The sequence below is a fragment of the Pseudomonas tensinigenes genome, from assembly GCF_014268445.2.
GTDB lineage: Bacteria > Pseudomonadota > Gammaproteobacteria > Pseudomonadales > Pseudomonadaceae > Aquipseudomonas > Aquipseudomonas tensinigenes.
On sequence record NZ_CP077089.1, the window covers coordinates 4259082 to 4281631 of the forward strand.

Genomic DNA, 22550 nt, shown 5'->3' on the forward strand with positions numbered 1-22550 from the left:
AGAGATCGCAGCCTTCGGCAGCTCCTACAAGGGGATCAGCATTCGCAGCCGATGGCGGTTTTGGCGGCTTGCTCAACGCTCAGTTGAAAACCTTCATCCAGCCATCCGGTAACCCCGCCGATCATCTCCTTGACCGGATACCCCAGCGCCGCCAGTTTCACCGCCGCCTTGTTCGCGCCGTTGCAGTGCGGGCCGGCGCAATAGACCACGAACAGCGTGGTTTTCGGGTAGCTGGCCAGTTCAACCGCCGTCAGCAACCGGTTCGGAATATTGATCGCGCCCGGCACATGTCCGCGCTCAAAGGCCAGCGGCCCACGGACATCGACCAGAACAAAATCGATCTCGCCAGCCTCCTGGCTGCTGAACACGTCGGAACAATCGGTTTCAAAGGTCAGACGATTGCTGAAGTGCATCAGGGCGATCGCCGACGGGGCTGCGGGGATGTCGCGAACGAGGCTGGTCATGGGTGTTGCTCCTTTATCTGAACGGGTGTGAACAGACTTTATCGAGCGGCCGCTTGCGGCTACAGTGGCGCATAAGACACTCACCGGGAATTTTCCGCCAAATGCCGACATCACCAGGTCTGGTCGCAATTCTGGCCTACGACGGCCTCTGCACATTCGAGTTCGGCATCGCCGTGGAGGTCTTCGGCCTGACCCGGCCGGAGTTCGATTTCCCGTGGTACACCCACGCCATCGCGGCGGTCGATCAAGGCCCGATGCGCGCCTTGGGCGGCATTCAGGTGCTGGCCGATGGTGGCCTGGAATTGTTGGCCGAGGCGCGCACCATCATCATTCCTGGCTGGCGCGATCGCAACGCGGCGGTGCCTCCAGCATTGATCGACGCGCTGTGCCAGGCCCATGCCCGGGGTGCGCGATTGCTGTCGATCTGCTCCGGTGTATTTGTGCTGGCGGCCACCGGCCTGCTCGACGGCCACGGCGCCACCACCCATTGGCGTTACACGGCGGAACTGGTGCAGCGCTTCCCGGCAATTGCGGTCGATCCGGATGTGCTTTATGTCGATTCCGGCCAGTTAATCACCTCGGCCGGCAGCGCTGCCGGGATTGATGCCTGCCTGCATCTGGTGGCGCGGGACTTCGGCACGCAAGTCGCCAACTCGGTGGCGCGGCGCCTGGTGATGTCGCCGCAACGCACCGGCGGTCAGGCGCAGTTCATTCCGACACCGGTCAGCCCGACGCCGCGCAACGATCTGTCGCGGGTGATGCAATGGGCGCGCGAGCGTTTGCATGAACCGCTGGAAGTGCGTGATCTGGCCAGCGAAGCGGCGATGAGTGAGCGTACGTTTCTGCGGCGTTTTACCGAGGCCAGTGGGCAGTCGCCGAAGGCGTGGTTGCAGCACGAACGCTTGGCGCGGGCGCGGGAGTTGCTGGAGAGCACGCCGCATAACACCGAGCAGATTGCCGAGCGCTGCGGTTATCGGTCGGTGGAGAGTTTTCGTGTGGCGTTTCGTGGTGTGGTGGGGGTGCCGCCGTCGGTGTATCGGGAGCGGTTTGGGCGGGGTGTGAGGGTTGAGTCCTGAGGTGATTTTGAAGGCGCCTTCGCGAGCAAGCTCGCTCCCACAGGGGGTACGCATTTCAAAGGTGGGAGCGAGCCTGCTCGCGAAGGCGCCCAGTCAAACGCAGCATCATTTAGACATCAGCCACAAGGCTACAGCGCCTTGCGCCTTTGCCTACAACTACGCCAGAATCCGCCGGCTTGTGCGGCTTGGGGGCTGCCGGTAACTTGGTTCGCGTCACTGAATGTTCAGTGATCGGGTTTAGTCGCTCGGTAATCCACTTAAACTGCACAACGTTCCAGACAGTAGGTATTTCGATACCTCACTCAATGGTAGCTGTGCGCAGGGCGCCTTCGGGTGCGCCGGTTTTGGTGGGTTTACCGGTCGACTAACCTGCGTACAGCTGCCACCTTTTCGTTTAGTCGCGAGGTGGTGTCGGCATCAATTTGGAAACCTACACCATGTTCAAAATCACACCAAATCCGCCCGAAACAGACGCGGAAATCGATCCAAACCCAACGTCCCCCTATTCCACACCGGGCTCCAGAAAACTCCACGAAGCCGCCGAACGCGCCCTCGATCATTACCTGAAACCCACACCGCCTTCGCCACCGCGCAGACCCAGCACCATGTTCCTCGTCGACCCCAACACCGGCGCCGAAGACCTCATGGCCCACGCCTGCGAATCCATGGCCTCGGCCAGCATCATGCTCAGCGACTTCGCCGCCCTGCTCGACTCGCCCTACCGCAACACCGTGCTCGGCATCCAGCAAGTGGTCATGCTCGGCGAACTCGCGGTCAACCGCGCCCTCGACAAAATCGACCCCGCCCTGAGGCAATAAACATGTCCAACAAAACCGATGCACAAGTCGTCGCGGCACTGGTGGCCATGGGTTTCAACGAACGGGACGGCCGCTGGGCACAAAACGCCTGCCTGGTGCTGTTCGAAAGCGAACGCGAAACCATCGTCGCCTCCGCCGTCACCGTCCTCCCCCAGCTCGATGAACTGGAAATCGACGCCGTGCTACCCGCACTGCGCCGCGTGACCCGCCGGTTCCCCTCACTGCAAAAAACCGTGGCCGACACACTGGCCGAGATGGCCCACGCAGCCTGATTGACCGCGTGATCGTTCTTCGCGAGCAGGCTCGCTCCCACACTAGATCTGCGGTGCACTCAAATCCCATGAGCATCCGCGATCAACTGTAGGAGTGAGCCTGCTCGCGATGGCTTTCTTTCTGCTAACAAATATCTGAAAACCAGACCATAGGAAGGCCCGAGCGAGTTGGCGTACCTGCCGATGTACCAATCCTGATTTTTTACACTTGTAACAACTGTCGCGATTTCAGACCCGTCCTACATCCATCAAACGTCCATTCATTTAGCGTCCGCATCGTTTTCTGACGAAAGAACAAGGACGCTCATGGCGCGAAAGACAGACAGACCTCGGGTTCAAAACCCACCGGCCGGTGACGGACACCACATCACTAGCCGCTATATGACCGACAGCGAGTTGGCAGAGCGGGAAGCTAGACAAACCGCCTATGACGATATGCTTGCCAGACAGCAAGCCTACGAAAATAGCCTAATCAAACAACCACAACAGCCTATGCCCGATGCAAAAGGTTGCGTGTTCGCTAAAAGCTGCCAGCTTCCGGATGGTGTAATCAACCATGTCAGTAGTACCGGATTTATTCCGGTCGAGAAGTTGGCTGATTTTGGAGAGTTGTCTTTGTTGGGCGGCCGCGAGCGAGACACTGCTGGGAACATTCCGCTAAAAAAAGTAGGAGGCCGTAATTTTCCTGCTGAGGCAGGAACGCTTCTATTAGCTACGACTACCACTGCAAGCCCAGGCGCAAGTGCGGTGAGTGGTGCAAGTGCAGTGACGGGAGGTGTTGTCGCTGGTGCATTGCTCGGCATTGTTGCTCTGCTTTGGCCTTCGAGTTTGGGCGACAGCTCGCTATACACAGAAGAACAACTTAAATCGCTTGAGAAAGGTCGCACTCGTGTCCGATTGCGTTTAGAACAACAAGCCGACGGCACCTTGAAAGGATATGGGTACAACACCCAGACGCGCAGCGATTGGGAGATGATTCCTGTCGTACGGTTCGTGAAGCAAGGCACCCAGCAAGTCGCAGATTTCGGTAATGGCGCAAAATTGATCTGGACACCCGCCGTAGACCCCACCAAGACAACGGTAATTCCACCGCTGGAAGGCGCACCGCAAATACCCCAGATCTGGATTTACCCGCCGACTGAGCAAGCAGACAAGATCATCGTTAATCCGGTTTACCCGCCTGAATACCACGATTTCATCCTGGTTTTTCCGGCTGACTCCGGGGTGTCGCCCCTGTATGTTGTGATTTCAAGGCGCGCTCTCGGCGGCGATATCAAGTACCACAGACCTCCCGCAACACTTCCCGCATTCCCGGATGCTTTTCCTGTCAAATCCAAAAGCAGTGTTCAAGGTGGAGGCGGTAGACGCAGCCGATGGAAGGATAGAAAAGGCCGGATCTTTGAATGGGACAGTAAAACCGGTGCTATCGAGCTTTATAACAAGCAAGGCAAGCATCTTGGCGAGTTTAACCACGAGACCGGGGAACAAATCGATCCCGCAGACCCCGAAAGATCAACCCCGAAGTAAACAGGAGGCTACAGATGTTTTTATGGATTAGCGGTTTCTTAAAGGGTGACGACGAAGACGACACCTTAAAATACCAACTTACAGTTGGGTCGAAATTTGAACCGGCAGTTCTGGCTGCAATGGGTTGGAAAAGCCTTGACGAAAGTCCCGACGGCGAGTGGCTGCTGACACTGGATCAAGCTCAAAAAATCGGCATGGCGGTTAACGAACAACTGCCAGCGGAACTCGATCTTTTTATCGGCATCAGGGGTTAACTTCGGCAATGAGCCTCATCTACCAAAACCCATCGATAAACCACGATGAGGCCGTCCGCCTACTTTCCAGCGGCATAGATGCAAACGTAATCGCCGCACTCGTATCCATTGGCCTAAATGAAACCGACAGAAACTGGGCTCAGGACATCTGCCTGAAACACCTCACCAGCAAAACCGAAGCAATTGTGGCCGCTGCGGCGACTGCACTCGGGCACATCGCTCGCCGACATGGCGAAGTGGATACAGAAACTGTTTTTTTGGCACTTGAGTCAGCTAGGCGAACGCACCCTTCACTGCAAGGAATCATCGAAGACGCGCTTGACGATATAGACGTATTCACCTGATCCACCCTGACGGTATTTGGATGAAGTAACGGACTTCATCCAAATCGACGCCCTCCATCTCAATCCTCCCGCGTCAGCACTTCCAACAACTCAATCTCAAACACCAGATTCGAATTCGGCGGAATCTTGCCCATCGTCCGCTCGCCATACCCCAGATGCGCCGGCACCAGCAATTTACGTTTGCCCCCCACCTGCATGCCCATCAAGCCCTGATCCCAACCCTTGATCACCCGCCCGGTGCCAATCACGCACTGGAAAGGTTTGCCACGGCTGTAGGAAGAATCGAACTCGCTGCCGTCTTCCAGCCAGCCCGTGTATTGGGTGGTGATCAGCGCGCCTTTGACGGCGGCTTTGCCTTCGCCGACCTGAAGATCGATTACCTGCAGTTCATCATTCATAACATTCACTCTATTGTTCAGCCGGCCGCCGTTTTCCCAGAAATGCCGGGGATTGGCAACCTGCCAGCGCAGATCAACATGGTATCGGAACTGAGTATTGAAGCATTAACATAGCCAACCGCCACTACCCCACGGATCGACCCGCCATGCTGGCAGCGCCCGAATGACTCTGTTCTGGATCAGCCTTGCCGTCGGCGCGATCATGCTCGCCATTATCGTTCTGCTGCTGTGGCGCGAACGCGGTTTGCGCAGGCAGCTCGCGCAGTACCGGGATCTGCTGAGGCGGGCCGCCGATGGCCAACACATTCAGCAGGACGGCGACGTCGAGCGCTTCAAGCGCAGCCAGTACTTTGCGCGCATTGGCACTTGGGATTGGGAAGTCGACACGGATCGGCTGTACTGGTCGGATGCGATTTACGGCATGTTCGGCTTCAAGATCGGCGAGATCACGCCGTCCTATGCGCTGTTCTGTTCCTGCGTCCATCCGGACGACCGCATCAAGGTGCGCGAGGGCGAACTGCGTTGCCTGGAGACCGGCGAAAACCACGATGAGGAATACCGCGTGGTCTGGCCCGACGGCACGATTCGCTGGCTGCGGGAAACCGGCAACGTGGTGCACAACGACCACGACGCTGTGGTGAAAATGATGGGTGTGGTGCGCGACATCACCGAAGAAAAAGCCTCGGCCAGCTACCTGCAACACCTCGCCCACTTCGATCCGCTGACCGGCCTGCCCAATCGCCTGGTGCTGGAACAACGCTTGTCCGAAGCGCTGGACCACGCGCGGCAGACCGAGACCCGCGTCGCATTGGTGTTCGTTGACCTCAACGGCTTCAAAACCATCAACGACCGCTACGGCCATGCCGCCGGCGACCGGGTGCTGGTCACCATGGCCACTCGGCTGAAACGCATTCTGCGCGCCACCGATACCGTTGCGCGCATCGGCGGCGATGAGTTCGTGGTGATCCTGCAAGACCTGGCGCCGAGCCTGAGTTTGCAGGACGAAGCCCGCAGCATCTGCCAGAAAATTTTCATCGAACTGTCGCCCCCGATCAGCATCGGCAACGACCAGCGCCACATCGGCACCAGCCTTGGCGTGGCGGTGTTTCCGGACCATGCGACGGCGATGGATCGCTTGCTGCACATTGCCGATCTGGCGATGTATGAGGCCAAGCGCAGTGGCAATAATCAGTATCGGCTGGGGGGTGGGCAGGTGATGAATCAGGTTCGGGTCGAGTAGCTCGATCAGTCCGCAGGCAGGCCAAACGGAACCCCATTGAAGGTATGCGTGCAGCAACGGCAATGAGGTTTCATATCCTCGGCAGTCAACTGCGGGTTGACGATTTGCAGCTGCTTTTGCTCATCGACGAAGAGGCCGTTGAAGTAGGCCGACTCGCCCAGTCGCACAATGTCCTCGCGATCCTCTTCATGGATGGCAACCATCCAGAACACAGGCTCTGGCCGATCAAGGCGAGATACCGCTTCGCTGAAAATCTCATCCCAATGACCGCCGACGCGAGATAACAGGAAACGAAACAACGGCGTGTAGTCGTAGCCGTGGTGTTTGATGCCATGCATAGAGCCGCGCGTGGCCTCGCTGCGGCTTTGTGCTTTGGTGTTTCGTTGGTCGCGGTAGTGCCCGCCTGGGTTGTTGCGCCAGACATTGTGGGCGGTGGTGTTTTCTTTGCGATACAGCGGTTTCTTTTCCAACGTGTTGCTCCTGAGTTCCCTTCACTCGAAACGCCCCACGGGTTTTACCCGAACGGCGCTCGATTGCAATCAACCGTCCATGGCTGATTGTTGCCGGAGGTTTAACGCGGGACCGGTTTCATCTCGACAATGGTGCCGTTGGTGATCATCACCATGACGTACTGATCATTGATCTGTACCCACTGCGCCTGCTCAACAGGTTTTTTCAGGCCCTTGGTTTTCCAGTCGATGGCTTTTTCGCTGCGCTGATAAATATCCGGGGCGCGGTCGTTGACCTTCAGTTCGCGGTCGCTGACCGGGGATTGCACGGCCTGTTCATTTGAGGTTTGCGCCGCTTGAACAAGTGGGCTGATCCCGGCAATGCCGGCGACGAGGGCCAGGCTGGCGATTAGGGTTTTGCTGTTCATCGGTGAACCTCCTGAGATGTGTGATACCTGAACTCGGACTGCCGGGTTCGGGAATCATTCCTTGTTTTTTTGCCGGGGCAGGCCGGGGGATTTTAGTTGTCAGTTGGGTCGCTATCGCGGGCAGGCGAAGAACTACAGGAGGCTGTGGTGTAAGCAGAATTTGCAGGTGCCACGAAAACCTGTGGGAGCGAGCCTGCTCGCGAAGGGGCCGGCACATTCAACATCTTCATTGTTTGGGCCACCGCTTTCGCGAGCAGGCTCGCTCCCACAATGGTCCGCGGTATCGACATAGACGGATTGATCCACTTTGCACATCAATCCATGCCAACAATGCAATTAACATCCAGTTACACCTGCGCCACCATCCGCCTCAATAAAAACCGTGCGCCGCCCTCCCGTCGCGCACGTCATAAAAGCGGTGGAGTACTTTTCTATGACAGCCTCAATCCCACACAACGGCTCGCGGGCCGGCGCCATTTTCCGGGTGACCTCGGGCAACTTCCTCGAACAGTTCGATTTCTTTCTGTTCGGCTTCTATGCCACGCAGATCGCGGCGGTGTTCTTTCCGGCGAGCAGTGAGTTCGCCTCCCTGATGATGACCTTTGCGGTGTTCGGCGCAGGCTTTTTGATGCGTCCACTGGGCGCCATCGTGCTCGGTGCGTACATCGATGATGTCGGTCGGCGCAAAGGCTTGATCGTCACGCTGTCGATCATGGCCAGCGGCACGATCTTGATTGTGCTGGTGCCCGGTTACGAAAGTATCGGCCTGTTTGCGCCAGCGCTGGTATTGATCGGACGCTTGCTGCAAGGGTTCTCGGCCGGTGCGGAATTGGGCGGAGTGTCGGTGTATCTCGCCGAGATCGCCACGCCGGGTCGCAAAGGTTTCTTCACCGCTTGGCAGTCGGCCAGTCAGCAAGTGGCAATCATTGTCGCCGCCGCGTTGGGCTACGCCTTGAACGCGTGGATGGCGCCGGAGGTGGTGGCCGATTGGGGCTGGCGGATTCCGTTTTTCGTCGGCTGCATGATCGTGCCGTTCATCTTTTTCCTGCGCCGTAACCTGGCGGAAACCGAAGAGTTCGCCGCACGCAAACACCGCCCGAGCATGGGCGAAGTGTTCCGCACCCTCGGCCAGAACTGGGGCGTGGTCCTCGGCGGCATGTTGATGGTGGCGCTGACCACCACCGCGTTTTACCTGATCACCGTGTACGCGCCGACCTTCGGTAAAACCGTGCTGCATCTGAGTACTTCGGACGCGCTGTTGGTGACCTTGCTGGTCGGTGTGTCGAACTTCTTCTGGTTGCCTATTGGCGGCCTGTTGTCGGACCGTATCGGCCGTCGTCCGGTGCTGATCGCCATGTCGCTGCTGGCCCTGGCCACGACCTATCCGGCGCTGTCGTATCTGGTGCAGGCGCCTAGCTTCAGCCACATGCTGCTGTCGCTGTTGTGGCTGTCGTTTATCTACGGCTTGTACAACGGCGCGATGATTCCGGCGCTCACCGAGATCATGCCAGTCGAGGTTCGCGTTGCCGGTTTCTCCCTCGCCTACAGCCTGGCCACCGCCATTTTCGGCGGTTTCACCCCGGCGATGTCGACCTTCCTGATTCAGTACACCGGCGATAAAGCCGCGCCGGGTTACTGGATGAGCATCGGTGCGCTGTGTGCCTTGTGCGCCACTCTTTATCTGTACCGCCGTGCCGGTGGTCGTCTGCAACCTGTCGCGGCCTGAGGAAAACTCGCCATGAAAAAACTGTTTACTGTCACCGCCCTGCTCGCCGGTCTCGCGTTCAACCTCGCGGCCCAGGCCGAAGAATTGAGCGTGATGACCTCCGGCGGTTTCACCGCTGCCTACAAGATTCTCGGGCCGAAATTCGCTGCCACCAGCGGCAATACACTGACCACCAGCCTCGGCCCGTCGATGGGCAAAGCCCCCGAGGCGATCCCCAATCGCCTCGCGCGCGGTGAGCACGCCGACGTGGTGATCATGGTCGGCTACGCCCTCGATGACCTGATCAAGCAAGGCAAAGTCGACCCGGCCTCGCGCGTTGAGCTGGCGGATTCGCGGATCGGCCTGGTGGTGCGCGAAGGCGCGCCGAAACCGGACATCAGCAGCGTCGACGCCTTGAAGAAAACCCTGCTCGACGCGCAGTCGGTGGCCTACTCCGACAGCGCCAGCGGCGTCTACATCGAGCAGCAGTTGTTCAAGAAACTGGGCATTGAAGATCAGTTGAAGCCGAAGGCCAAAATGATTGCGAAAATCCCGGTCGGCTCGGTGGTTGCCACTGGCGACTATCAATTGGGCTTCCAGCAGGTCAGCGAATTGCTGCCGGTGCCGGGCGTGAGCTTCGTCGCGAAAATTCCGGAATCAGTGCAGTCGGTAACGCGTTTTGCCGCCGGGATTCCGGTCGGCGCACAGCATCCTGAAGAAGCCAAAGCGCTGCTCGCTTACCTCGCCGCGCCGGCCGCGCAAGCTGATGTGCAGGCCACCGGACTGGATTCGGTCAAGCGCTGATCGTTGGCGGCTGGACTTTCATTTCTATCACCAGCCGCTCCAGTTCCAGTGCCGCCGGGGTCAGCGTGCGACCCCGGCGCTTGATGATGCCGACACTGCGCATCACTTGCGGATCGGTCAGCGGCACCCGCGTCAGGATCGGATGATCCGGCCCGGGCATCGCCATCAGCGGCACCGCCGCCACGCCCAACCCCGCCTCCACCAGACCGATCATTGTCGTCACATGCCGGGTTTCGCAGATGCTCGAACGCTGCGGCACCACCGTGCTCAACGCCTGATCGAGCAGAAAGCGGTTGCCGGAGGTCTTGTCCAGCGAGATGTAATCCTGCTGATAGAACTCGTCCCAGCTCACACTGCTGCGCCCGGCCAACGCATGATCGCGGCGACAAGCGACGACGTAGCACTCCTGCACAAGCGGTTCGAACTCGACTTTGGCATCCTGCGTGCCGAGAAAACTCAAGCCGAAATCCGCCTCGCCATTGACCACCGCACTCAACACATCGTGCGCGCTGGAGTCGAGCACTTTGACTTTGATCCGCGGGAATTGCTGGTGATAGCGCGCGACCACGCGGGGCATGAAGTAGTACGCCGCCGAAGGCACGCAGGCGACGGTGACATGGCCCAGACGGGTCGAAGCGACTTCGCTGATGCCCAGCAACGCGACATCCAGATCATCGAGCAAACGCTCGACGCTGGGCATGAAACCGCGCCCGGCCTGGGTCAAGCTGACCTTGCGTGTGGTGCGCTCGAAGAGTTTGACGCCGAGGGCGTCTTCGAGCTTTTCGATGCGCCGGCTCAACGCCGGTTGCGACAGGCGCACGGTGTCGGCGGCCTTGCGGAAACTGCCCTGCTCGACCACGGCGCGAAAGGCTTGCAGGTCGTTAAGGTCGAAGTTGATGGCCATGGCGGGACTCGGGGGATTGATTCGTAGAGGTTATGAATGTAACCAATTGATGCCAGATATTACAGAAATGATGAAGATCCCCTGTAGGAGTGAGCCTGCTCGCGATAGCGGTGGATCAGTCAACTCATATGTAGCTGACACACCGTTATCGCGAGCAGGCTCACTCCTACAGGGGATCTTCTGTGGATATGGAATCGCTGTAGCCCTTATCCTTGTCACCCCCGCCGTACCGTTGTCAGGAGTAACCCCCCATGCCCCATGAAGGCAATCTGTTGCAAGCCGCCGTCGTGTTTCTGTTCGCGGCCGTGCTCACCGTGCCTTTGGCCAAACGTCTGCAATTGGGTGCCGTGCTCGGTTATCTGTTTGCCGGCGTGATTATCGGCCCGTCGGTGCTGGGCCTGATCGGCAATCCGCAAAGCGTCGCGCATATTTCCGAACTGGGGGTGGTGTTGCTGCTGTTCATCATTGGTCTTGAGCTGTCGCCGCGACGCTTGTGGGTGATGCGCAAATCGGTGTTCGGCGTCGGTCTGGCGCAGGTGTTGCTGACGGCTTCGGTGATTGGCGTGCTGGCCCTGTCGGTGTTTGGCCAACCGTTGAACAGTGCGATTGTGCTTGGCCTTGGTCTGGCGCTGTCCTCGACGGCATTCGGCCTGCAAAGTCTGGCCGAGCGCAAGGAACTGACCAGCCCCCACGGGCGGCTGGCGTTTGCGATTTTGCTGTTCCAGGACATCGCGGCGATACCGCTGATTGCGCTGGTGCCGATGCTTGCCGGTGGTGCTCAGGACACCAGCAATGCCGAGGGCCTGAATCACGCCTTGCAAGTGCTCGGCGGTATCGCCGTGGTGGTGGTCGGTGGGCGCTATCTGTTGCGTCCGGTGTTCCGCGTGGTGGCGAAAACCGGTTTGCCGGAAGTGTCGACGGCCACGGCGTTGCTGGTGGTGATCGGCACGGCGTGGTTGATGGATCTGGTCGGTGTGTCGATGGCGCTGGGGGCGTTCCTCGCCGGTTTGCTGTTGGCGGATTCGGAATATCGCCATGAACTGGAAGCGCAGATCGAGCCGTTCAAAGGTCTGCTGCTCGGGCTGTTTTTCATTAGCGTGGGCATGGGCGCCAACCTTAGTTTGCTGCTCAGCGCGCCGATCACCGTGTTGGGGCTGACGCTGCTGTTGATCGGTCTGAAATTGCCGCTGCTGTTCGTCGTCGGACGTCTGGCGGGTGGCTTGAACAAGGTCAGTGCAATACGCCTCGGTATCGTGTTGGCGGCGGGTGGTGAATTTGCCTTTGTGGTGTTCAAGATCGGTCGTGATCAGGGCCTGTTCGAACCGCGCCTGTATGACCTGCTGGTGCTGACCATCACCTTGTCGATGGCGGTGACGCCGTTGTTGCTGTTGCTCTGCGCGCGGCTGGTCAGCCCGAAAGTGCAGCCGGTGGAAGTGCCGGAAAAATACCGTGAGATCGACACTGACACCCCGCGTGTAGTGATCGCTGGCATGGGCCGGATGGGTCAGATCGTGGCGCGGATTCTGCGTGCGCAGAACATCAAGTTCGTCGCGCTGGACACCTCGGTGGAAACCATCGAACTGTCGCGCAGTTTCGGCGGTGTGCCGGTGTTCTACGGCGACCCGATGCGCCCGGAAATCCTCAATGCAGCCAAGGTCGGCGAGGCGGAATATTTCGTGATTGCCACGGATGATCCGGAGACCAACATCAAGACCGCCGAGGTGGTGCGCAAGCTGTATCCGCACATGAAGATCATCGCCCGGGCCCGTAACCGTCAGCACGTGCATCGGTTGGTCGATGTTGGTGCGGAGGCGATTCGTGAGACGTATTACTCAAGTCTGGAGATGAGCCGGCGTACGTTGGTGGGACTTGGTCTGACCCAGGCCCAGGCCGATGCGCGGATCAAGCGCTTCAAGCACCACGACGAACAGGTGCTGGAGGCACAGCACGCGATTTACGACGACGCCGCCAAAGTGCTGCAAACCGCCCAGGAAGCCCGGGCGGAACTGGCGCGGTTGTTCGAGTCGGATCAACTGGAAGAAGAATCGCGCAAATCCTGAGCCACATACAAAACCCCATGTGGGAGCGAGCCTGCTCGCGAAAGCGGTGTGTCAGTCAACCTATTCGTTTCTGACAGATTGCATTCGCGAGCAGGCTCGCTCCCACAGGGGATCGGTGTCAGGCCAGTTCCAACTCCAGCGCTTGTTTGACCGGGGCCACCTCAAACCGATCTGCCAGAAACGGTGTGATATCCAGCGGCAGCGGTTCGTCGTTGACCAGTTTGTCCAGCAACACACCGGTAATCGCCGAGGTCAGAATCCCGGTGCGGAAGTGCCCGCAGGCATTCAAATACCCCTCCACCCCACGCATCGGCCCGAGTATCGGCAACTCATCCGGCGAACCCGGACGCAAGCCCGCCCAGGTGCGTTTCAGATTGACGTCCTTGAGTTCTGGCAGGCAACGCACCGCCCCCTGCACCAGCCCGGCGATTTCCGGGTAGGTGGTGGTTACGTCGAAGCCTTTGTCTTCGGTGGTGCTGCCGATCAGGATCTCGCCGTTGTCCTTCTGCGCCACGTAGCAATCGCTGGTGGTCAGGCAGCCGTTGAGAATCTTCGGCATGCGCTCGGTCAGTAGAATCTGGCCTTTCACCGGTTTCACCGGGATGCGAATCCCCGTCGCCCATTCGCTCAAGTCCGCCGCCCAGGCACCGCTGGCGTTGATCAGCGTCTTGCAGTGGAACACGCCCTCCTCGGCCGTCTGCACACCGGTGACGCGGCTGCCGTGATGCAACACGCCGGTGACGTTGGTGTTGACGAAAATGTCGACGCCGTTCTGCCGCGCGCCTTCCATGTAGGCATCGGCGAGGCGGAACGGGCTGACCTGATGGTCGCAGAGAAACTCCAGCGCCCCGCGTGCTTCATGGCTGACGCTCGGCTCGGACTCGCGCAGCGCCGCCTGATCGAGCCAGCGCACCTGGTCGGCCAGGTGCGGAATGCAGCCGACGATGTGCTCGGCGTAGAGCCGGTCTTCATCGTCATAAATGACGAATTTCAGCCCGGTCTTTTCGAACTTGAAATCCATGCCGTGATTGTCTTTCAGCTCTCGGTGCAACGCCGGGTACAGGGCGTTGGACTGCAGGGCAAAATCGAAAAACGACTCCGGCAGAATGTGCGGCGTGCTCGCGTCTACCGCCACCGCCGCGCCTTGGGTTTCGCGCTTGCGGTTGGCCGACATCATGCGGAAGAAAATCACCCCGCAGCCGAGGCCGACCGACTCGCCGATCGCCCACAAGCCACCGGCCGACGCACGGGTCGCGTTGCCCGGGCGCTTGGCATCAATCAGCGCGATTTTGAGGTTTTTGCGCTTGGACAATTGATAGGCGCAGGACGCCCCGATCACGCCACCACCGGCGATGACCACGTCATAGAACTTACTCATGGGCAGCGGCCTCCGTGTCGACAGACTGGAACGCGGAAAAAGGAATCGGATCGATCGGAAAACGCGGGCGCAGCCAACCGACGTCCTTGCGTCCGGTGGCCTGGCGCAGGCGGTCGCTGCAGTAGCCGACGCACATCCGGCCCTGGCAATCGCCCATGCTCACGCGGGTGCGCATTTTCAGGCTGGCGATGTCTTGCACGCCCTGCTCCAGCGCCAGGTCGATGTCGGCGCGGGTCGCGTGCTCGCAACGGCAGATCACCGTGTCGGCGGCGGGCAATGCGGTCTGGCCGACGCCGCGTTCGGTGTAGCGATCGACGGCGGCGCGAAAGCGCACGATGGCTTTGAGTTTGCTCAAGTAGCGGTCGCGGCGCACCCGAGCCAATTCCTCTTCGAGCACGCCACGTTGCAGCAGAATCGAGGTTGCGGCGATCTTGCCGGCGAGCATCGCCGCCTCACCGCCGCGAATCCCGCCCATGTCGCCGGCCAGATGCACGTGAGGTTCGTTGCTTTGCTGCCAGACATTCGCATTGGCGCGCAGATAACCGTCGTCGCTGAAGCCATGATCCAGGCCCATCTGCTGGCTCAGTTGCGTGCGGGGAATAAAGCCGTAGCCGACCGCGAGGGTCTTGGCTTCGAAGCGCTCGACGCGGCTCATGTCCGGTTCCCACGTGGCCGAGTACGGCGCGACGCTGACGCTTTTCAGTTCGTCCTCGCCATGGGCTTCGACCACGCCCCAGCCGTAATTCATCGGGATGCCGTGCAGTTTCAGGTAGGCGAGCATGCTCAAGCCGTCGAGGAACAACTGCGGCTTGTTCAGCAACGCCAGGCTTTCACGGGCGATCTTGCCGAACGCGCAAGCTTCATACACGCCCGCGACGCTGACGCCCGCGGCATGCAACTGCGTCGCCACCAGCGGCAGCAACGGACCGGTGCCGGCGATGATCACTGGCCCCTGCGGCTTGACCACGCCGCTTTTGATTTGCAGTTGCAGACCGCCAAGCATGATCACCCCCGGCACCGTCCAGCCCGGAAATGGCACGCTGCGTTCGTGGCATCCGGCGGCCAAGAGCAATTGCGGATACTCGATTTCGTGCAGTTGCTCGTCGCCATCCAGCACTACCAATGCACGAGTACCTTCGGCGCCGACTACGCGATGGTTGAGGCGCACGTCGATCAGCCCGGCCTGCTCCTGAAAATCACCGTGCAGTTTGCCCAGCGCTTCGGAGTAACGCGGGCCGAGATAATCCAGTTGCACGCCGTCACGCAGCGGCCCGCGATAGACCACCCCGCCGAGGCGCGAAGCTTCTTCGAGCAAGGTGCAGCGCACACCGTGGCGCGCCAGTTCGATGGCTGCGGCCATCCCCGCCGGGCCGCCGCCGACGATCACCGGTTGCAGGCTCATACGATCACCTCCTGCGCGGCGATGCGATTGACCTGGGTTTCGATCTGCATGCCGTCGCGCACCACGGTCTGACAGGCACGGCGTTTGTGCCGGCCATTGATTTTCACCAGACAGCACTGGCACACGCCCATGCCGCAATAGGCGCCGGTGATCTGGTCGTGATCGTTGCGGGCAATCTGGCGTACGCCGAGGGACTGGATAACGCTGAGGACGGTTTCGCCGATGGCGGCGGTGACCGCTTGGCCGTTGATATGGACAGTCATGTCCGCCTGCGCCAACGGCTGGATATCGAAGGTTCTTTCTTGGCAGTGCATTGCAATGTTCATCCGTGAAAGTTCGGTTGAGGTGGTGTCAGCTCCTTGCTGCACTACAGCGTGTCGACGCGTTTATTGTTGCTGTGGTTGGGGCGTCGACGCGTACTTCGTCAGCGCAACAAGGTGCGCGTGAAGCACTGTAGTTCATACCTCAGCAAAGGCCGGGATCATTTACGTTAGGCGATCTCGCCGCTCGAAATATTGATCCAGGCCAGTGAAAGCGGTTGGATTGTCCAACGATCAATTGGAGAAGACGAACTGCCCTTTGATCTTTTTTGCACCGAAGAAACCCAGGTCAGGAAACAGCAGGTTTTTCAGCCAAGCGACGAAAAAGACCATGGCCAACGTGATCGCTACGCCAATCACCGTGCCTATCGGATCTTCGCCATAGTCCTTGAACATACGTGGCATCTGGGTGATCGAGAGAAATACATACACGGTGTAGGCCTGCGCCACGTTGCGGTAAAAACCCCAAGCGAACAGCAAAGGTACGACACCAGCAAACAACCCCATGCCGATGGCCCAACCGGTGCTGATCGTCAGACCGAGGAAATAACCGCCCACCAGCCCGATCAACGCCTGGATATAGGTCAGCCCGAGCAGCACCTTTATCTTGCCGGCGTGACGATCAATCAGTTCTGGATCGGGCCACGAGCCGATCAGATACGCCAGCACCTTGTCCTTGACTGCGCCGCCGGACAACGCATTGAAGGTTTCGGTTTTCGAGCGACCGGAGTCGAGCATCTCGCTCACCTGACGTTTGATTTCCTTCTTGCTCAACGTTCTCATCCTTAATCAGAGGTCTATCGAAATACAGCACAGCGCGGATTCTCGCCTTGTTGCCCGCCAGAAAGCAAAAAGCCGCTTCCACCCGAAGGTGGAAGCGGCCGAGGCATGGGCCTCAATGGAGCAATCAGTGCACGAACAGGGCGATCAGGATGATGATCGGGATCGGTACGCCTAGGAAAAACAGCAGTAGTGAGCGCATGGTCATGCTCCTTGTTTAACGGACTGGAGTGGTCGTGGTGTAGGTGTCGACTTCAACGTACTCGACGGCATCCCGACGACGACCGCCATAGGTAGCGGCGAGGCTGGCGAAGAACGCACCGGCCAGCAGCGAGATGAACATCCACAGCGAGGTCCAGGCAGCGACTTTCGCAGCGGTGTCGGCGGCTTGTTGAGCTTTCAGCTTGGCGTCGGCCAGGGCTTTCTGAGTGCGGGCGTAGATCTCATCGACGCGGCGCTCGGCATCGGCCTGAGTCAGGTTGGTCCGCTGGGCGACCAGTTGCGCCAGGTAGGTACGGTCTTCGGCACTCAGCTGACCATTAGCCAGACTTTGCGCAAAGATACGGGCCACGGCGCCATGCGCTGCGTCATCGCTGACCGAAGCTGGACGGTCATCGCGGAACAGGCTGTCGATGTAGTAACCGTACTGGTTGCTGTCGGTGTTCGCTGCAGCAGAACCGGCCGCTTGGGTCATGGCGCTGGCAGCACCGCCAGCGACACTGGCACCGGCCTGCACACCACCACTGATCACGCTGCTGACCGAGCCGACCACCAGCACCGCAGTGACCAACGTCGCCACGCACCACGCGAGGAAGCCGTGCGCGGTGTCGCGGAAATACACTTCGTCACCGTGCATGTTCGCCCACTTCACCCGCAGGCGACCGGCGATGTAGCCGCCCATGCCGGAAGCGATGATCTGCGTCGCCGCCAGCCAGACTATCGTTGAAATGCCCAGGCCCTTGGCGCTGACGCCCTCTCCGGCCCACGGTGAAACGGCAGAGAAACCCAAACCAAACCCGAGCAGGACTAAAATCATCGACAGTGCAGCGGCAGCCGCAGCACCGGCGAAAATCGCGCCCCAGGACACGCCCGAAACGCTGCTCGACTCTTCAACGGCGGGATAAAACCCATCAGGGGATCTATTCATTGTTGTTCTGCTCCAGGCATGAAAAATGGTGTTACAACTCGTCAGCAGAGGAATTGCAGCGACCGTGCCAGTCGAGAGAATTAAATAAATCCTTTAATTTCAAACTGTTATAAAGAATGAACTTCCTAAAACCTTGCAAATTGCAACAAGGGCCGGATAACAGCGGGTTTTATGCATTGGCCTCGAATACCCATCGCGCTCGAAATTTGCGTTTGTGACAGGTGAACATGAAAGTTAATTTAAAGCGTCAGCGGATTTTCTTGGCAAAATGCTGCCATTCCGTTTGAACCGATCAGCAGGCCTGCCTATGACTCGTATCTTGACCATCGAAGACGACGCCGTGACCGCCCGGGAAATCGTCGCCGAACTGAGCAGCCACGGACTCGACGTCGACTGGGTCGACAATGGCCGTGAAGGCCTCGACCGGGCCGTGAGCGGCAACTACGACCTGATTACCCTCGACCGCATGCTGCCCGAACTCGATGGCCTGGCCATCGTCACCACCCTACGCACCATGGGCGTGGCCACGCCGATTCTGATGATCAGCGCCCTCTCCGATGTCGACGAGCGCGTACGCGGCTTGCGCGCTGGCGGTGATGATTACCTGACCAAACCGTTCGCCACCGATGAGATGGCCGCGCGAGTCGAAGTGTTGCTGCGTCGGCAAAACAGCGGCGCCACTCAGGCGACGACGCTGCAAGTGGCGGACCTTGAACTGGACTTGATCAGCCACGAAGCGCGCCGTGCCGAACAAGTGCTGACGCTGTTGCCGACCGAGTACAAACTGCTCGAATTCCTCATGCGCAACAGCGGTCAGATCCTCTCGCGGATGATGATTTTCGAAGAGGTCTGGGGTTATCACTTCGACCCTGGCACCAACCTGATCGACGTGCACATCGGCCGTCTGCGCAAGAAGATCGACGCGGCCGGCAATGTGCCGCTGATCCGCACCGTACGGGGCTCGGGTTATGTCATTGCCGAACCCGTCTGACGGCTGGCGTTCCTCCAGCAGCCGCTTGCTGGCGCTGTACAGTTCGCTGTTCGTGGCGTGGAGCGCGATCCTTATGGGGGTCATGTATTACGAGGTCTCCGGCTACCTCGACAACCTCGCCAAACATTCGCTGATGCAACGTCAGCACCTGTTTTCGCACTTTCGCGGCGAACAACTGGAAGACGCCCTCGCCGCCAGCATGACCTTCGACATTCGCGGCATCGACGCCTATGGCCTGTTCGACGCCAACGGCGTTTACCTTGGCGGTGCGCTCCAGCAGATCCCCGAAGGCCTGCCGCTGGACGGCAAGATCCACATGCTTGCCGAATGCGCCGACTCCGATGATCCGACCCTGCCCAATGACAGCTGCGACGCGGTCGCCACGCAAACCCGCGATGGCCGCTGGCTGGTGTTGCTGCGCGACAACGGCTCGCTGTTTGCGGTGACGCGGATCATTTTGCATGCGTTGTTCTGGGGCGTGTCGCTGACAATTCTGCCGGGCATTGCCGGCTGGCATTTGCTGCGCCGTCGGCCATTGCGGCGGATTCGGGCGATTCAGGACAGCGCTCAGGCGATTGTTGCCGGCGACCTGACCCACCGTTTGCCGCTGTCCAATCGCCGCGATGAACTGGACATGCTCGCCGCCATCGTCAACGCCATGCTGGAGCGCATCGAGCGTTTGATGAATGAAGTCAAAGGCGTCTGCGACAACATCGCCCATGATTTGCGCACGCCGCTGACGCGCCTGCGCGCGCAGTTGTATCGCATGCAGCAACAGGCCGGCGAAGGTTCGCAGGAAGCGGCGCAACTGGATCTGGTGCTCGCAGAAGCCGATACGCTGATGGCGCGCTTTCGCGGCTTGCTGCGGATTTCCGAACTGGAAGACCGCCAGCGCCGTTCTGGGTTTGTCGAACTTGATCCGGTGCAATTGCTGGAAGAACTGCATGAGTTTTATCTGCCACTGGCCGAGGAAGGCGAGCTGCGTTTCGACTTGAACATGCCGGAAACATTACCGGCGCTGAACGGTGATCGGGCATTGCTGTTCGAGGCATTGGCGAATCTGCTCAGCAACTCGATCAAGTTCACCCCGGTCGGCGGCACGGTGATGTTGCGTGGGGTGAACGCGGGTGGGCAGACGCGGATTGAAGTGCACGACTCAGGGCCGGGGATTCCCGAGACTGAGCGTGAGGCGGTGTTTCAGCGTTTCTACCGCGCCGAGGGTGGGCAGCCGCAGGGTGGCTTTGGTTTGGGGCTGTCGATTGTCGCGGCGATTGTCAGCTTGCATGGCTTCAGTCTTGAAGTCGGCAGCAGTGATCTGGGTGGGGCGAAACTGGTGCTCGATTGCCGGCAGAGCCTGATCGAAAACTCCTGATTCCTACTTTGGAATGCAATCAATGTGGGAGCGAGCCTGCTCGCGAAAGCGGTGTGTCATTCAACAAAGATATTGCCTGACAGTCCCTCTTCGCGAGCAGGCTCGCTCCCACCAGTTTTTGTGCTGGATGATTAAGCGGGGTAATTGGCTCGGAGTGCTTCGAGGCCACCCTGGTAGATGCCGCTGAACAGCGCCACCACTTCCTCATCGCTCACGCCTTTGGCGTTGAAACGCCCCGACCAAGTCACCCGCGCGCCCTGCCCCTGGGCTTCGACCTTGATCGTCGCCAGATAATCAGTCGCCGGGAACGGTGCCTGTTCAATCGAATAGCTGTAAGTCTTCGCCGCGTTATCGAACGCTTGCAGACGCTCGACCACCACGCCGCCGTCAGCGGTTTGCAAGGTGCGCACGCGGCCGCCGTCGCTCAGCTCACTGTTGGGAATAAAGGGCAGCCAATCGGGCAGCGTGTTGAAGCCGCCGATCAATTGCCAGACCTGATCGGCCGAGGCCGGGATGTCGATGGTTGCGGATGCTGTTGGCATAAATAAACGTCTCTCCAGAATTCAGATAGTCAGGCTGTCGACCACGCCGCCATCGACGCGCAACGCGGCGCCGGTGGTGGCCGACGACAGCGGCGAAGCAATGTAGGTGACCAGGTGCGCGACCTCTTCAACATCCGCTACGCGCTGGATGATCGAAGTCGGGCGGGCCTTGCGTACAAAGGCGTCGGCTTCGTCGCGCAGGTTGCGCCCGGATTCAGCGGCGGCATCCTTGAGCATGTCTTCGAGGCCATCGGTGAAGGTCGGCCCCGGCAGGATCGCATTGACCGTCACCCCGGTGCCAGCCAGACGTTTGGCCAAGCCGTGGGACACCGCCAGATTGGCGCTTTTGGTCACGCCGTAATTGATCATGTCCGCTGGCGTGGCGACGCCGGATTCCGAGGACAGGAAGATCACCCGGCCCCAGCCCTGCTCGACCATCGCCGGCACGTAATGCCGCGCCAGGCGCACGCCGGAAATCACGTTGACCTCATAGAAACGCGTCCACTCGCTGTCCGGCGCATCGAAGAAATCCACATCATTAAAGATGCCGAGGTTGTTCACCAGAATGTCCGCACGCGGCTCAGCAGCGAACAGCTTTTGCGCGCCTTCGGCGGTGCCCAGATCCGCCGTCAAACCACGCAACTGCGCGCCCGGCACCTTCTCGCGAATGCTCGCCAGCGCCTGCTCGACCTTGGCAGTGTCGCGACCGATCACCACCACCGTGGCGCCAGACTCGGCCAGCGACTGGCTGATGCCCAGTCCAATGCCGGCGGTGCTGCCGCTGACGATGGCCAGTTTTCCACTCAGATCAATCTTCATGCTTTCACCTCATCGATTGGCAATGGTGCACGTTCGGAAACCAGTTGGGCGTCGCGCATGGCTTGCCAGAAACCGGCAGGAATGATCGCGGATAACGCCGCGACATCTTCAGCGATTCGACCGGGTTTGCTCGCGCCGGGAATCACCGCAGCGACCGCTGGATTGGCCAGCGAGAACTGCAATGCGGCGGCTTTGATATCAACGTTGTAGGCGGCGGCAATGCGTTTGATCTGCTCGACCTTGGCGATGATCTCAGGGCTGGCCTGCTGGTATTCGAAGTGCGAGCCACCGGCCAGAATTCCTGAGCTATAAGGGCCACCGACGACGATCTCAACGTTCTGCGCCAGCGCCGAATCCATCAAGCGTTGCAGCGGGCGTTCGTGATCGAGCAGCGTGTAGCGACCGGCCAATAGGAAACCATCCGGCTGCGCTTCGCTGAGGTCGAGGGTCAGTTCGCACGGCTCGACTTTGTTCACGCCCAGACCCCAGCCTTTGATCACGCCTTCTTCGCGCAACCGGGTGAGGACTTTGAACGCGCCGGTGCGGGCCTGGTTGAAGTACTCCAGCCATTGATCGCCATAGAAGTCTTGAGCGATGTCGTGCACCCAGACGATGTCGAGGCGATCGGTTTGCAGGCGTTTGAGGCTGTCCTCAATGGAGCGCAGGGTTGCATCGGCGCTGTAGTCATTGACGATCTTGTTCGGGCGACCGTGTTCGAATACACCACTTTTTTCGCCGAGATCGCGGGCGGCGGCGTCTTCGACTTCATCGAGAATCACCCGGCCGACCTTGCTGCTCAGCACGTAGTCGTCGCGCTTGTATTGCTTTAGGGCTTCGCCGAGGCGGATCTCCGACAGACCGGAGCCGTAGAACGGCGCGGTATCGAAGTAACGCACGCCGGCATCCCACGCGGCATGCACGGTGGCTTGCGCTTCGTCTTCGGGGATGGCGCGGAACATGTTGCCCAGTGGTGCAGTGCCGAAGCCCAGCTGGCCGGGCAGTTTGTCTTTCAAGCTCATGGGTTTTTCCTCAATAGGTTCTGGGTCTGTGTGACCG

The 22550-nt window shown here is 59.7% G+C and carries 25 protein-coding genes; 12 read left to right on the forward strand and 13 right to left on the reverse strand.

Annotation, left to right across the window (positions count from 1 at the left end; genetic code table 11):
- Positions 1–35: 35 nt before the first annotated feature.
- Positions 36–464: a rhodanese-like domain-containing protein gene (locus tag HU718_RS18760; RefSeq protein WP_186616429.1), complete on the reverse strand. Its 429-nt coding sequence runs from the start codon at positions 462–464 to the stop codon at positions 36–38.
- A gap of 101 nt (positions 465–565) precedes the next feature.
- Between HU718_RS18760 and ftrA the strand changes: the two genes are divergently transcribed.
- The 6 genes from ftrA (at position 566) to HU718_RS18790 (ending at position 4755) form a co-directional block, all read left to right on the forward strand.
- Positions 566–1540, forward strand: coding sequence for a transcriptional regulator FtrA (gene ftrA, locus HU718_RS18765; protein WP_186616428.1), 975 nt, complete (start codon positions 566–568; stop codon positions 1538–1540).
- 437 nt (positions 1541–1977) lie between these two features.
- The gene (locus tag HU718_RS18770) at positions 1978–2358 is read left to right on the forward strand and encodes a DUF6124 family protein (RefSeq protein ID WP_123376665.1); all 381 of its coding nucleotides are present in this window, start codon (positions 1978–1980) and stop codon (positions 2356–2358) included.
- Between the two features lie 2 nt (positions 2359–2360).
- The gene (locus HU718_RS18775; protein WP_007915053.1) at positions 2361–2630 is read left to right on the forward strand and encodes a hypothetical protein; all 270 of its coding nucleotides are present in this window, start codon (positions 2361–2363) and stop codon (positions 2628–2630) included.
- Positions 2631–2936: 306 nt separating this feature from the next.
- Positions 2937–4157 carry a colicin E3/pyocin S6 family cytotoxin gene (locus HU718_RS18780; RefSeq protein WP_180700143.1) on the forward strand — a complete coding sequence of 407 codons (1221 nt, stop codon included), beginning with the start codon at positions 2937–2939 and terminating at the stop codon, positions 4155–4157.
- A 14-nt stretch (positions 4158–4171) separates the two neighbouring features.
- A complete protein-coding gene (locus tag HU718_RS18785; protein WP_180700142.1) occupies positions 4172–4411 on the forward strand; it encodes a pyocin S6 family toxin immunity protein in 240 nt (79 codons plus the stop codon).
- A gap of 8 nt (positions 4412–4419) precedes the next feature.
- Entirely contained in the window at positions 4420–4755 is a 336-nt protein-coding gene (locus HU718_RS18790; protein WP_180700141.1) for a hypothetical protein, read from the forward strand.
- A 59-nt stretch (positions 4756–4814) separates the two neighbouring features.
- Here HU718_RS18790 and HU718_RS18795 read toward each other — a convergent pair whose 3' ends face one another.
- Positions 4815–5153, reverse strand: coding sequence for an FKBP-type peptidyl-prolyl cis-trans isomerase (locus tag HU718_RS18795; RefSeq protein ID WP_053121462.1), 339 nt, complete (start codon positions 5151–5153; stop codon positions 4815–4817).
- Between the two features lie 163 nt (positions 5154–5316).
- Here HU718_RS18795 and HU718_RS18800 point away from each other — a divergent pair, with 163 nt between their 5' ends.
- Positions 5317–6393, forward strand: a complete 1077-nt coding sequence (locus tag HU718_RS18800) for a sensor domain-containing diguanylate cyclase (protein ID WP_186616427.1) — start codon at positions 5317–5319, stop codon at positions 6391–6393.
- Positions 6394–6398: 5 nt separating this feature from the next.
- Here HU718_RS18800 and HU718_RS18805 read toward each other — a convergent pair whose 3' ends face one another.
- Both HU718_RS18805 and HU718_RS18810 read right to left on the reverse strand, forming a co-directional pair.
- A complete protein-coding gene (locus HU718_RS18805) occupies positions 6399–6863 on the reverse strand; it encodes a hypothetical protein (protein WP_186616426.1) in 465 nt (154 codons plus the stop codon).
- Between the two features lie 101 nt (positions 6864–6964).
- A complete protein-coding gene (locus HU718_RS18810; RefSeq protein WP_116030094.1) occupies positions 6965–7270 on the reverse strand; it encodes an RcnB family protein in 306 nt (101 codons plus the stop codon).
- A 433-nt stretch (positions 7271–7703) separates the two neighbouring features.
- On the opposite strand from HU718_RS18810, the gene HU718_RS18815 reads away from it, so the two are divergent.
- Both HU718_RS18815 and HU718_RS18820 read left to right on the forward strand, forming a co-directional pair.
- On the forward strand, positions 7704–8996 hold the full coding sequence (locus HU718_RS18815; RefSeq protein ID WP_077573511.1) for an MFS transporter: 1293 nt from the start codon (positions 7704–7706) through the stop codon (positions 8994–8996).
- A 12-nt stretch (positions 8997–9008) separates the two neighbouring features.
- The gene (locus HU718_RS18820; protein WP_016986234.1) at positions 9009–9779 is read left to right on the forward strand and encodes a substrate-binding domain-containing protein; all 771 of its coding nucleotides are present in this window, start codon (positions 9009–9011) and stop codon (positions 9777–9779) included.
- Here HU718_RS18820 and HU718_RS18825 read toward each other — a convergent pair.
- Entirely contained in the window at positions 9769–10683 is a 915-nt protein-coding gene (locus tag HU718_RS18825) for a LysR family transcriptional regulator (RefSeq protein WP_186616425.1), read from the reverse strand. The genes HU718_RS18820 and HU718_RS18825 overlap by 11 nt on opposite strands.
- Before the next feature lie 251 nt (positions 10684–10934).
- Here HU718_RS18825 and HU718_RS18830 point away from each other — a divergent pair, with 251 nt between their 5' ends.
- Entirely contained in the window at positions 10935–12743 is a 1809-nt protein-coding gene (locus HU718_RS18830; RefSeq protein ID WP_095118284.1) for a monovalent cation:proton antiporter-2 (CPA2) family protein, read from the forward strand.
- Between the two features lie 118 nt (positions 12744–12861).
- Here HU718_RS18830 and hcnC read toward each other — a convergent pair whose 3' ends face one another.
- The 5 genes from hcnC to HU718_RS18855 form a co-directional block, all read right to left on the reverse strand.
- Complete coding sequence (gene hcnC, locus HU718_RS18835) at positions 12862–14121, reverse strand: cyanide-forming glycine dehydrogenase subunit HcnC (RefSeq protein WP_150708931.1); 1260 nt, start codon at positions 14119–14121, stop codon at positions 12862–12864.
- A complete protein-coding gene (gene hcnB, locus HU718_RS18840; RefSeq protein WP_186616424.1) occupies positions 14114–15523 on the reverse strand; it encodes a cyanide-forming glycine dehydrogenase subunit HcnB in 1410 nt (469 codons plus the stop codon). The genes hcnC and hcnB overlap by 8 nt, the downstream gene beginning before the upstream one ends.
- Entirely contained in the window at positions 15520–15837 is a 318-nt protein-coding gene (gene hcnA, locus HU718_RS18845) for a cyanide-forming glycine dehydrogenase subunit HcnA (RefSeq protein ID WP_102899299.1), read from the reverse strand. The genes hcnB and hcnA overlap by 4 nt, the downstream gene beginning before the upstream one ends.
- Positions 15838–16077: 240 nt before the next feature.
- On the reverse strand, positions 16078–16617 hold the full coding sequence (locus HU718_RS18850) for a hypothetical protein (RefSeq protein ID WP_186616423.1): 540 nt from the start codon (positions 16615–16617) through the stop codon (positions 16078–16080).
- Between the two features lie 223 nt (positions 16618–16840).
- Entirely contained in the window at positions 16841–17770 is a 930-nt protein-coding gene (locus HU718_RS18855; RefSeq protein WP_007914999.1) for a membrane protein, read from the reverse strand.
- A gap of 307 nt (positions 17771–18077) precedes the next feature.
- On the opposite strand from HU718_RS18855, the gene HU718_RS18860 reads away from it, so the two are divergent.
- Together HU718_RS18860 and HU718_RS18865 are read left to right on the forward strand one after the other, a co-directional pair.
- On the forward strand, positions 18078–18761 hold the full coding sequence (locus HU718_RS18860) for a response regulator transcription factor (RefSeq protein WP_064120914.1): 684 nt from the start codon (positions 18078–18080) through the stop codon (positions 18759–18761).
- A complete protein-coding gene (locus tag HU718_RS18865) occupies positions 18739–20133 on the forward strand; it encodes a sensor histidine kinase (RefSeq protein WP_110719425.1) in 1395 nt (464 codons plus the stop codon). Before HU718_RS18860 ends, HU718_RS18865 begins: the two co-directional genes overlap by 23 nt.
- 131 nt (positions 20134–20264) lie before the next feature.
- Here HU718_RS18865 and HU718_RS18870 read toward each other — a convergent pair whose 3' ends face one another.
- The 3 genes from HU718_RS18870 to HU718_RS18880 are packed head-to-tail and all read right to left on the reverse strand — an operon-like array spanning position 20265 to position 22513.
- Complete coding sequence (locus tag HU718_RS18870; RefSeq protein ID WP_105708726.1) at positions 20265–20675, reverse strand: SRPBCC family protein; 411 nt, start codon at positions 20673–20675, stop codon at positions 20265–20267.
- Between the two features lie 21 nt (positions 20676–20696).
- Positions 20697–21494 (reverse strand): SDR family NAD(P)-dependent oxidoreductase, encoded by a 798-nt coding sequence (locus HU718_RS18875; protein ID WP_150793665.1) that lies wholly within the window; start codon positions 21492–21494, stop codon positions 20697–20699.
- On the reverse strand, positions 21491–22513 hold the full coding sequence (locus tag HU718_RS18880) for an aldo/keto reductase (protein ID WP_186616422.1): 1023 nt from the start codon (positions 22511–22513) through the stop codon (positions 21491–21493). The genes HU718_RS18875 and HU718_RS18880 overlap by 4 nt, the downstream gene beginning before the upstream one ends.
- Positions 22514–22550: the final 37 nt, after the last annotated feature.

What these genes read in the sequence shown, in the direction of transcription:
- HU718_RS18760 (WP_186616429.1), bottom strand. Translation starts at nt 464, where the DNA reads ATGACCAGCCTCGTTCGCGACATCCCCGCAGCCCCGTCGGCGATCGCC.
- ftrA (WP_186616428.1), top strand. Translation starts at nt 566, where the DNA reads ATGCCGACATCACCAGGTCTGGTCGCAATTCTGGCCTACGACGGCCTC.
- HU718_RS18770 (WP_123376665.1), top strand. Translation starts at nt 1,978, where the DNA reads ATGTTCAAAATCACACCAAATCCGCCCGAAACAGACGCGGAAATCGAT.
- HU718_RS18775 (WP_007915053.1), top strand. Translation starts at nt 2,361, where the DNA reads ATGTCCAACAAAACCGATGCACAAGTCGTCGCGGCACTGGTGGCCATG.
- HU718_RS18780 (WP_180700143.1), top strand. Translation starts at nt 2,937, where the DNA reads ATGGCGCGAAAGACAGACAGACCTCGGGTTCAAAACCCACCGGCCGGT.
- HU718_RS18785 (WP_180700142.1), top strand. Translation starts at nt 4,172, where the DNA reads ATGTTTTTATGGATTAGCGGTTTCTTAAAGGGTGACGACGAAGACGAC.
- HU718_RS18790 (WP_180700141.1), top strand. Translation starts at nt 4,420, where the DNA reads ATGAGCCTCATCTACCAAAACCCATCGATAAACCACGATGAGGCCGTC.
- HU718_RS18795 (WP_053121462.1), bottom strand. Translation starts at nt 5,153, where the DNA reads ATGAATGATGAACTGCAGGTAATCGATCTTCAGGTCGGCGAAGGCAAA.
- HU718_RS18800 (WP_186616427.1), top strand. Translation starts at nt 5,317, where the DNA reads ATGACTCTGTTCTGGATCAGCCTTGCCGTCGGCGCGATCATGCTCGCC.
- HU718_RS18810 (WP_116030094.1), bottom strand. Translation starts at nt 7,270, where the DNA reads ATGAACAGCAAAACCCTAATCGCCAGCCTGGCCCTCGTCGCCGGCATT.
- HU718_RS18815 (WP_077573511.1), top strand. Translation starts at nt 7,704, where the DNA reads ATGACAGCCTCAATCCCACACAACGGCTCGCGGGCCGGCGCCATTTTC.
- HU718_RS18820 (WP_016986234.1), top strand. Translation starts at nt 9,009, where the DNA reads ATGAAAAAACTGTTTACTGTCACCGCCCTGCTCGCCGGTCTCGCGTTC.
- HU718_RS18825 (WP_186616425.1), bottom strand. Translation starts at nt 10,683, where the DNA reads ATGGCCATCAACTTCGACCTTAACGACCTGCAAGCCTTTCGCGCCGTG.
- HU718_RS18830 (WP_095118284.1), top strand. Translation starts at nt 10,935, where the DNA reads ATGCCCCATGAAGGCAATCTGTTGCAAGCCGCCGTCGTGTTTCTGTTC.
- hcnC (WP_150708931.1), bottom strand. Translation starts at nt 14,121, where the DNA reads ATGAGTAAGTTCTATGACGTGGTCATCGCCGGTGGTGGCGTGATCGGG.
- hcnB (WP_186616424.1), bottom strand. Translation starts at nt 15,523, where the DNA reads ATGAGCCTGCAACCGGTGATCGTCGGCGGCGGCCCGGCGGGGATGGCC.
- hcnA (WP_102899299.1), bottom strand. Translation starts at nt 15,837, where the DNA reads ATGCACTGCCAAGAAAGAACCTTCGATATCCAGCCGTTGGCGCAGGCG.
- HU718_RS18855 (WP_007914999.1), bottom strand. Translation starts at nt 17,770, where the DNA reads ATGAATAGATCCCCTGATGGGTTTTATCCCGCCGTTGAAGAGTCGAGC.
- HU718_RS18860 (WP_064120914.1), top strand. Translation starts at nt 18,078, where the DNA reads ATGACTCGTATCTTGACCATCGAAGACGACGCCGTGACCGCCCGGGAA.
- HU718_RS18865 (WP_110719425.1), top strand. Translation starts at nt 18,739, where the DNA reads ATGTCATTGCCGAACCCGTCTGACGGCTGGCGTTCCTCCAGCAGCCGC.
- HU718_RS18870 (WP_105708726.1), bottom strand. Translation starts at nt 20,675, where the DNA reads ATGCCAACAGCATCCGCAACCATCGACATCCCGGCCTCGGCCGATCAG.
- HU718_RS18875 (WP_150793665.1), bottom strand. Translation starts at nt 21,494, where the DNA reads ATGAAGATTGATCTGAGTGGAAAACTGGCCATCGTCAGCGGCAGCACC.
- HU718_RS18880 (WP_186616422.1), bottom strand. Translation starts at nt 22,513, where the DNA reads ATGAGCTTGAAAGACAAACTGCCCGGCCAGCTGGGCTTCGGCACTGCA.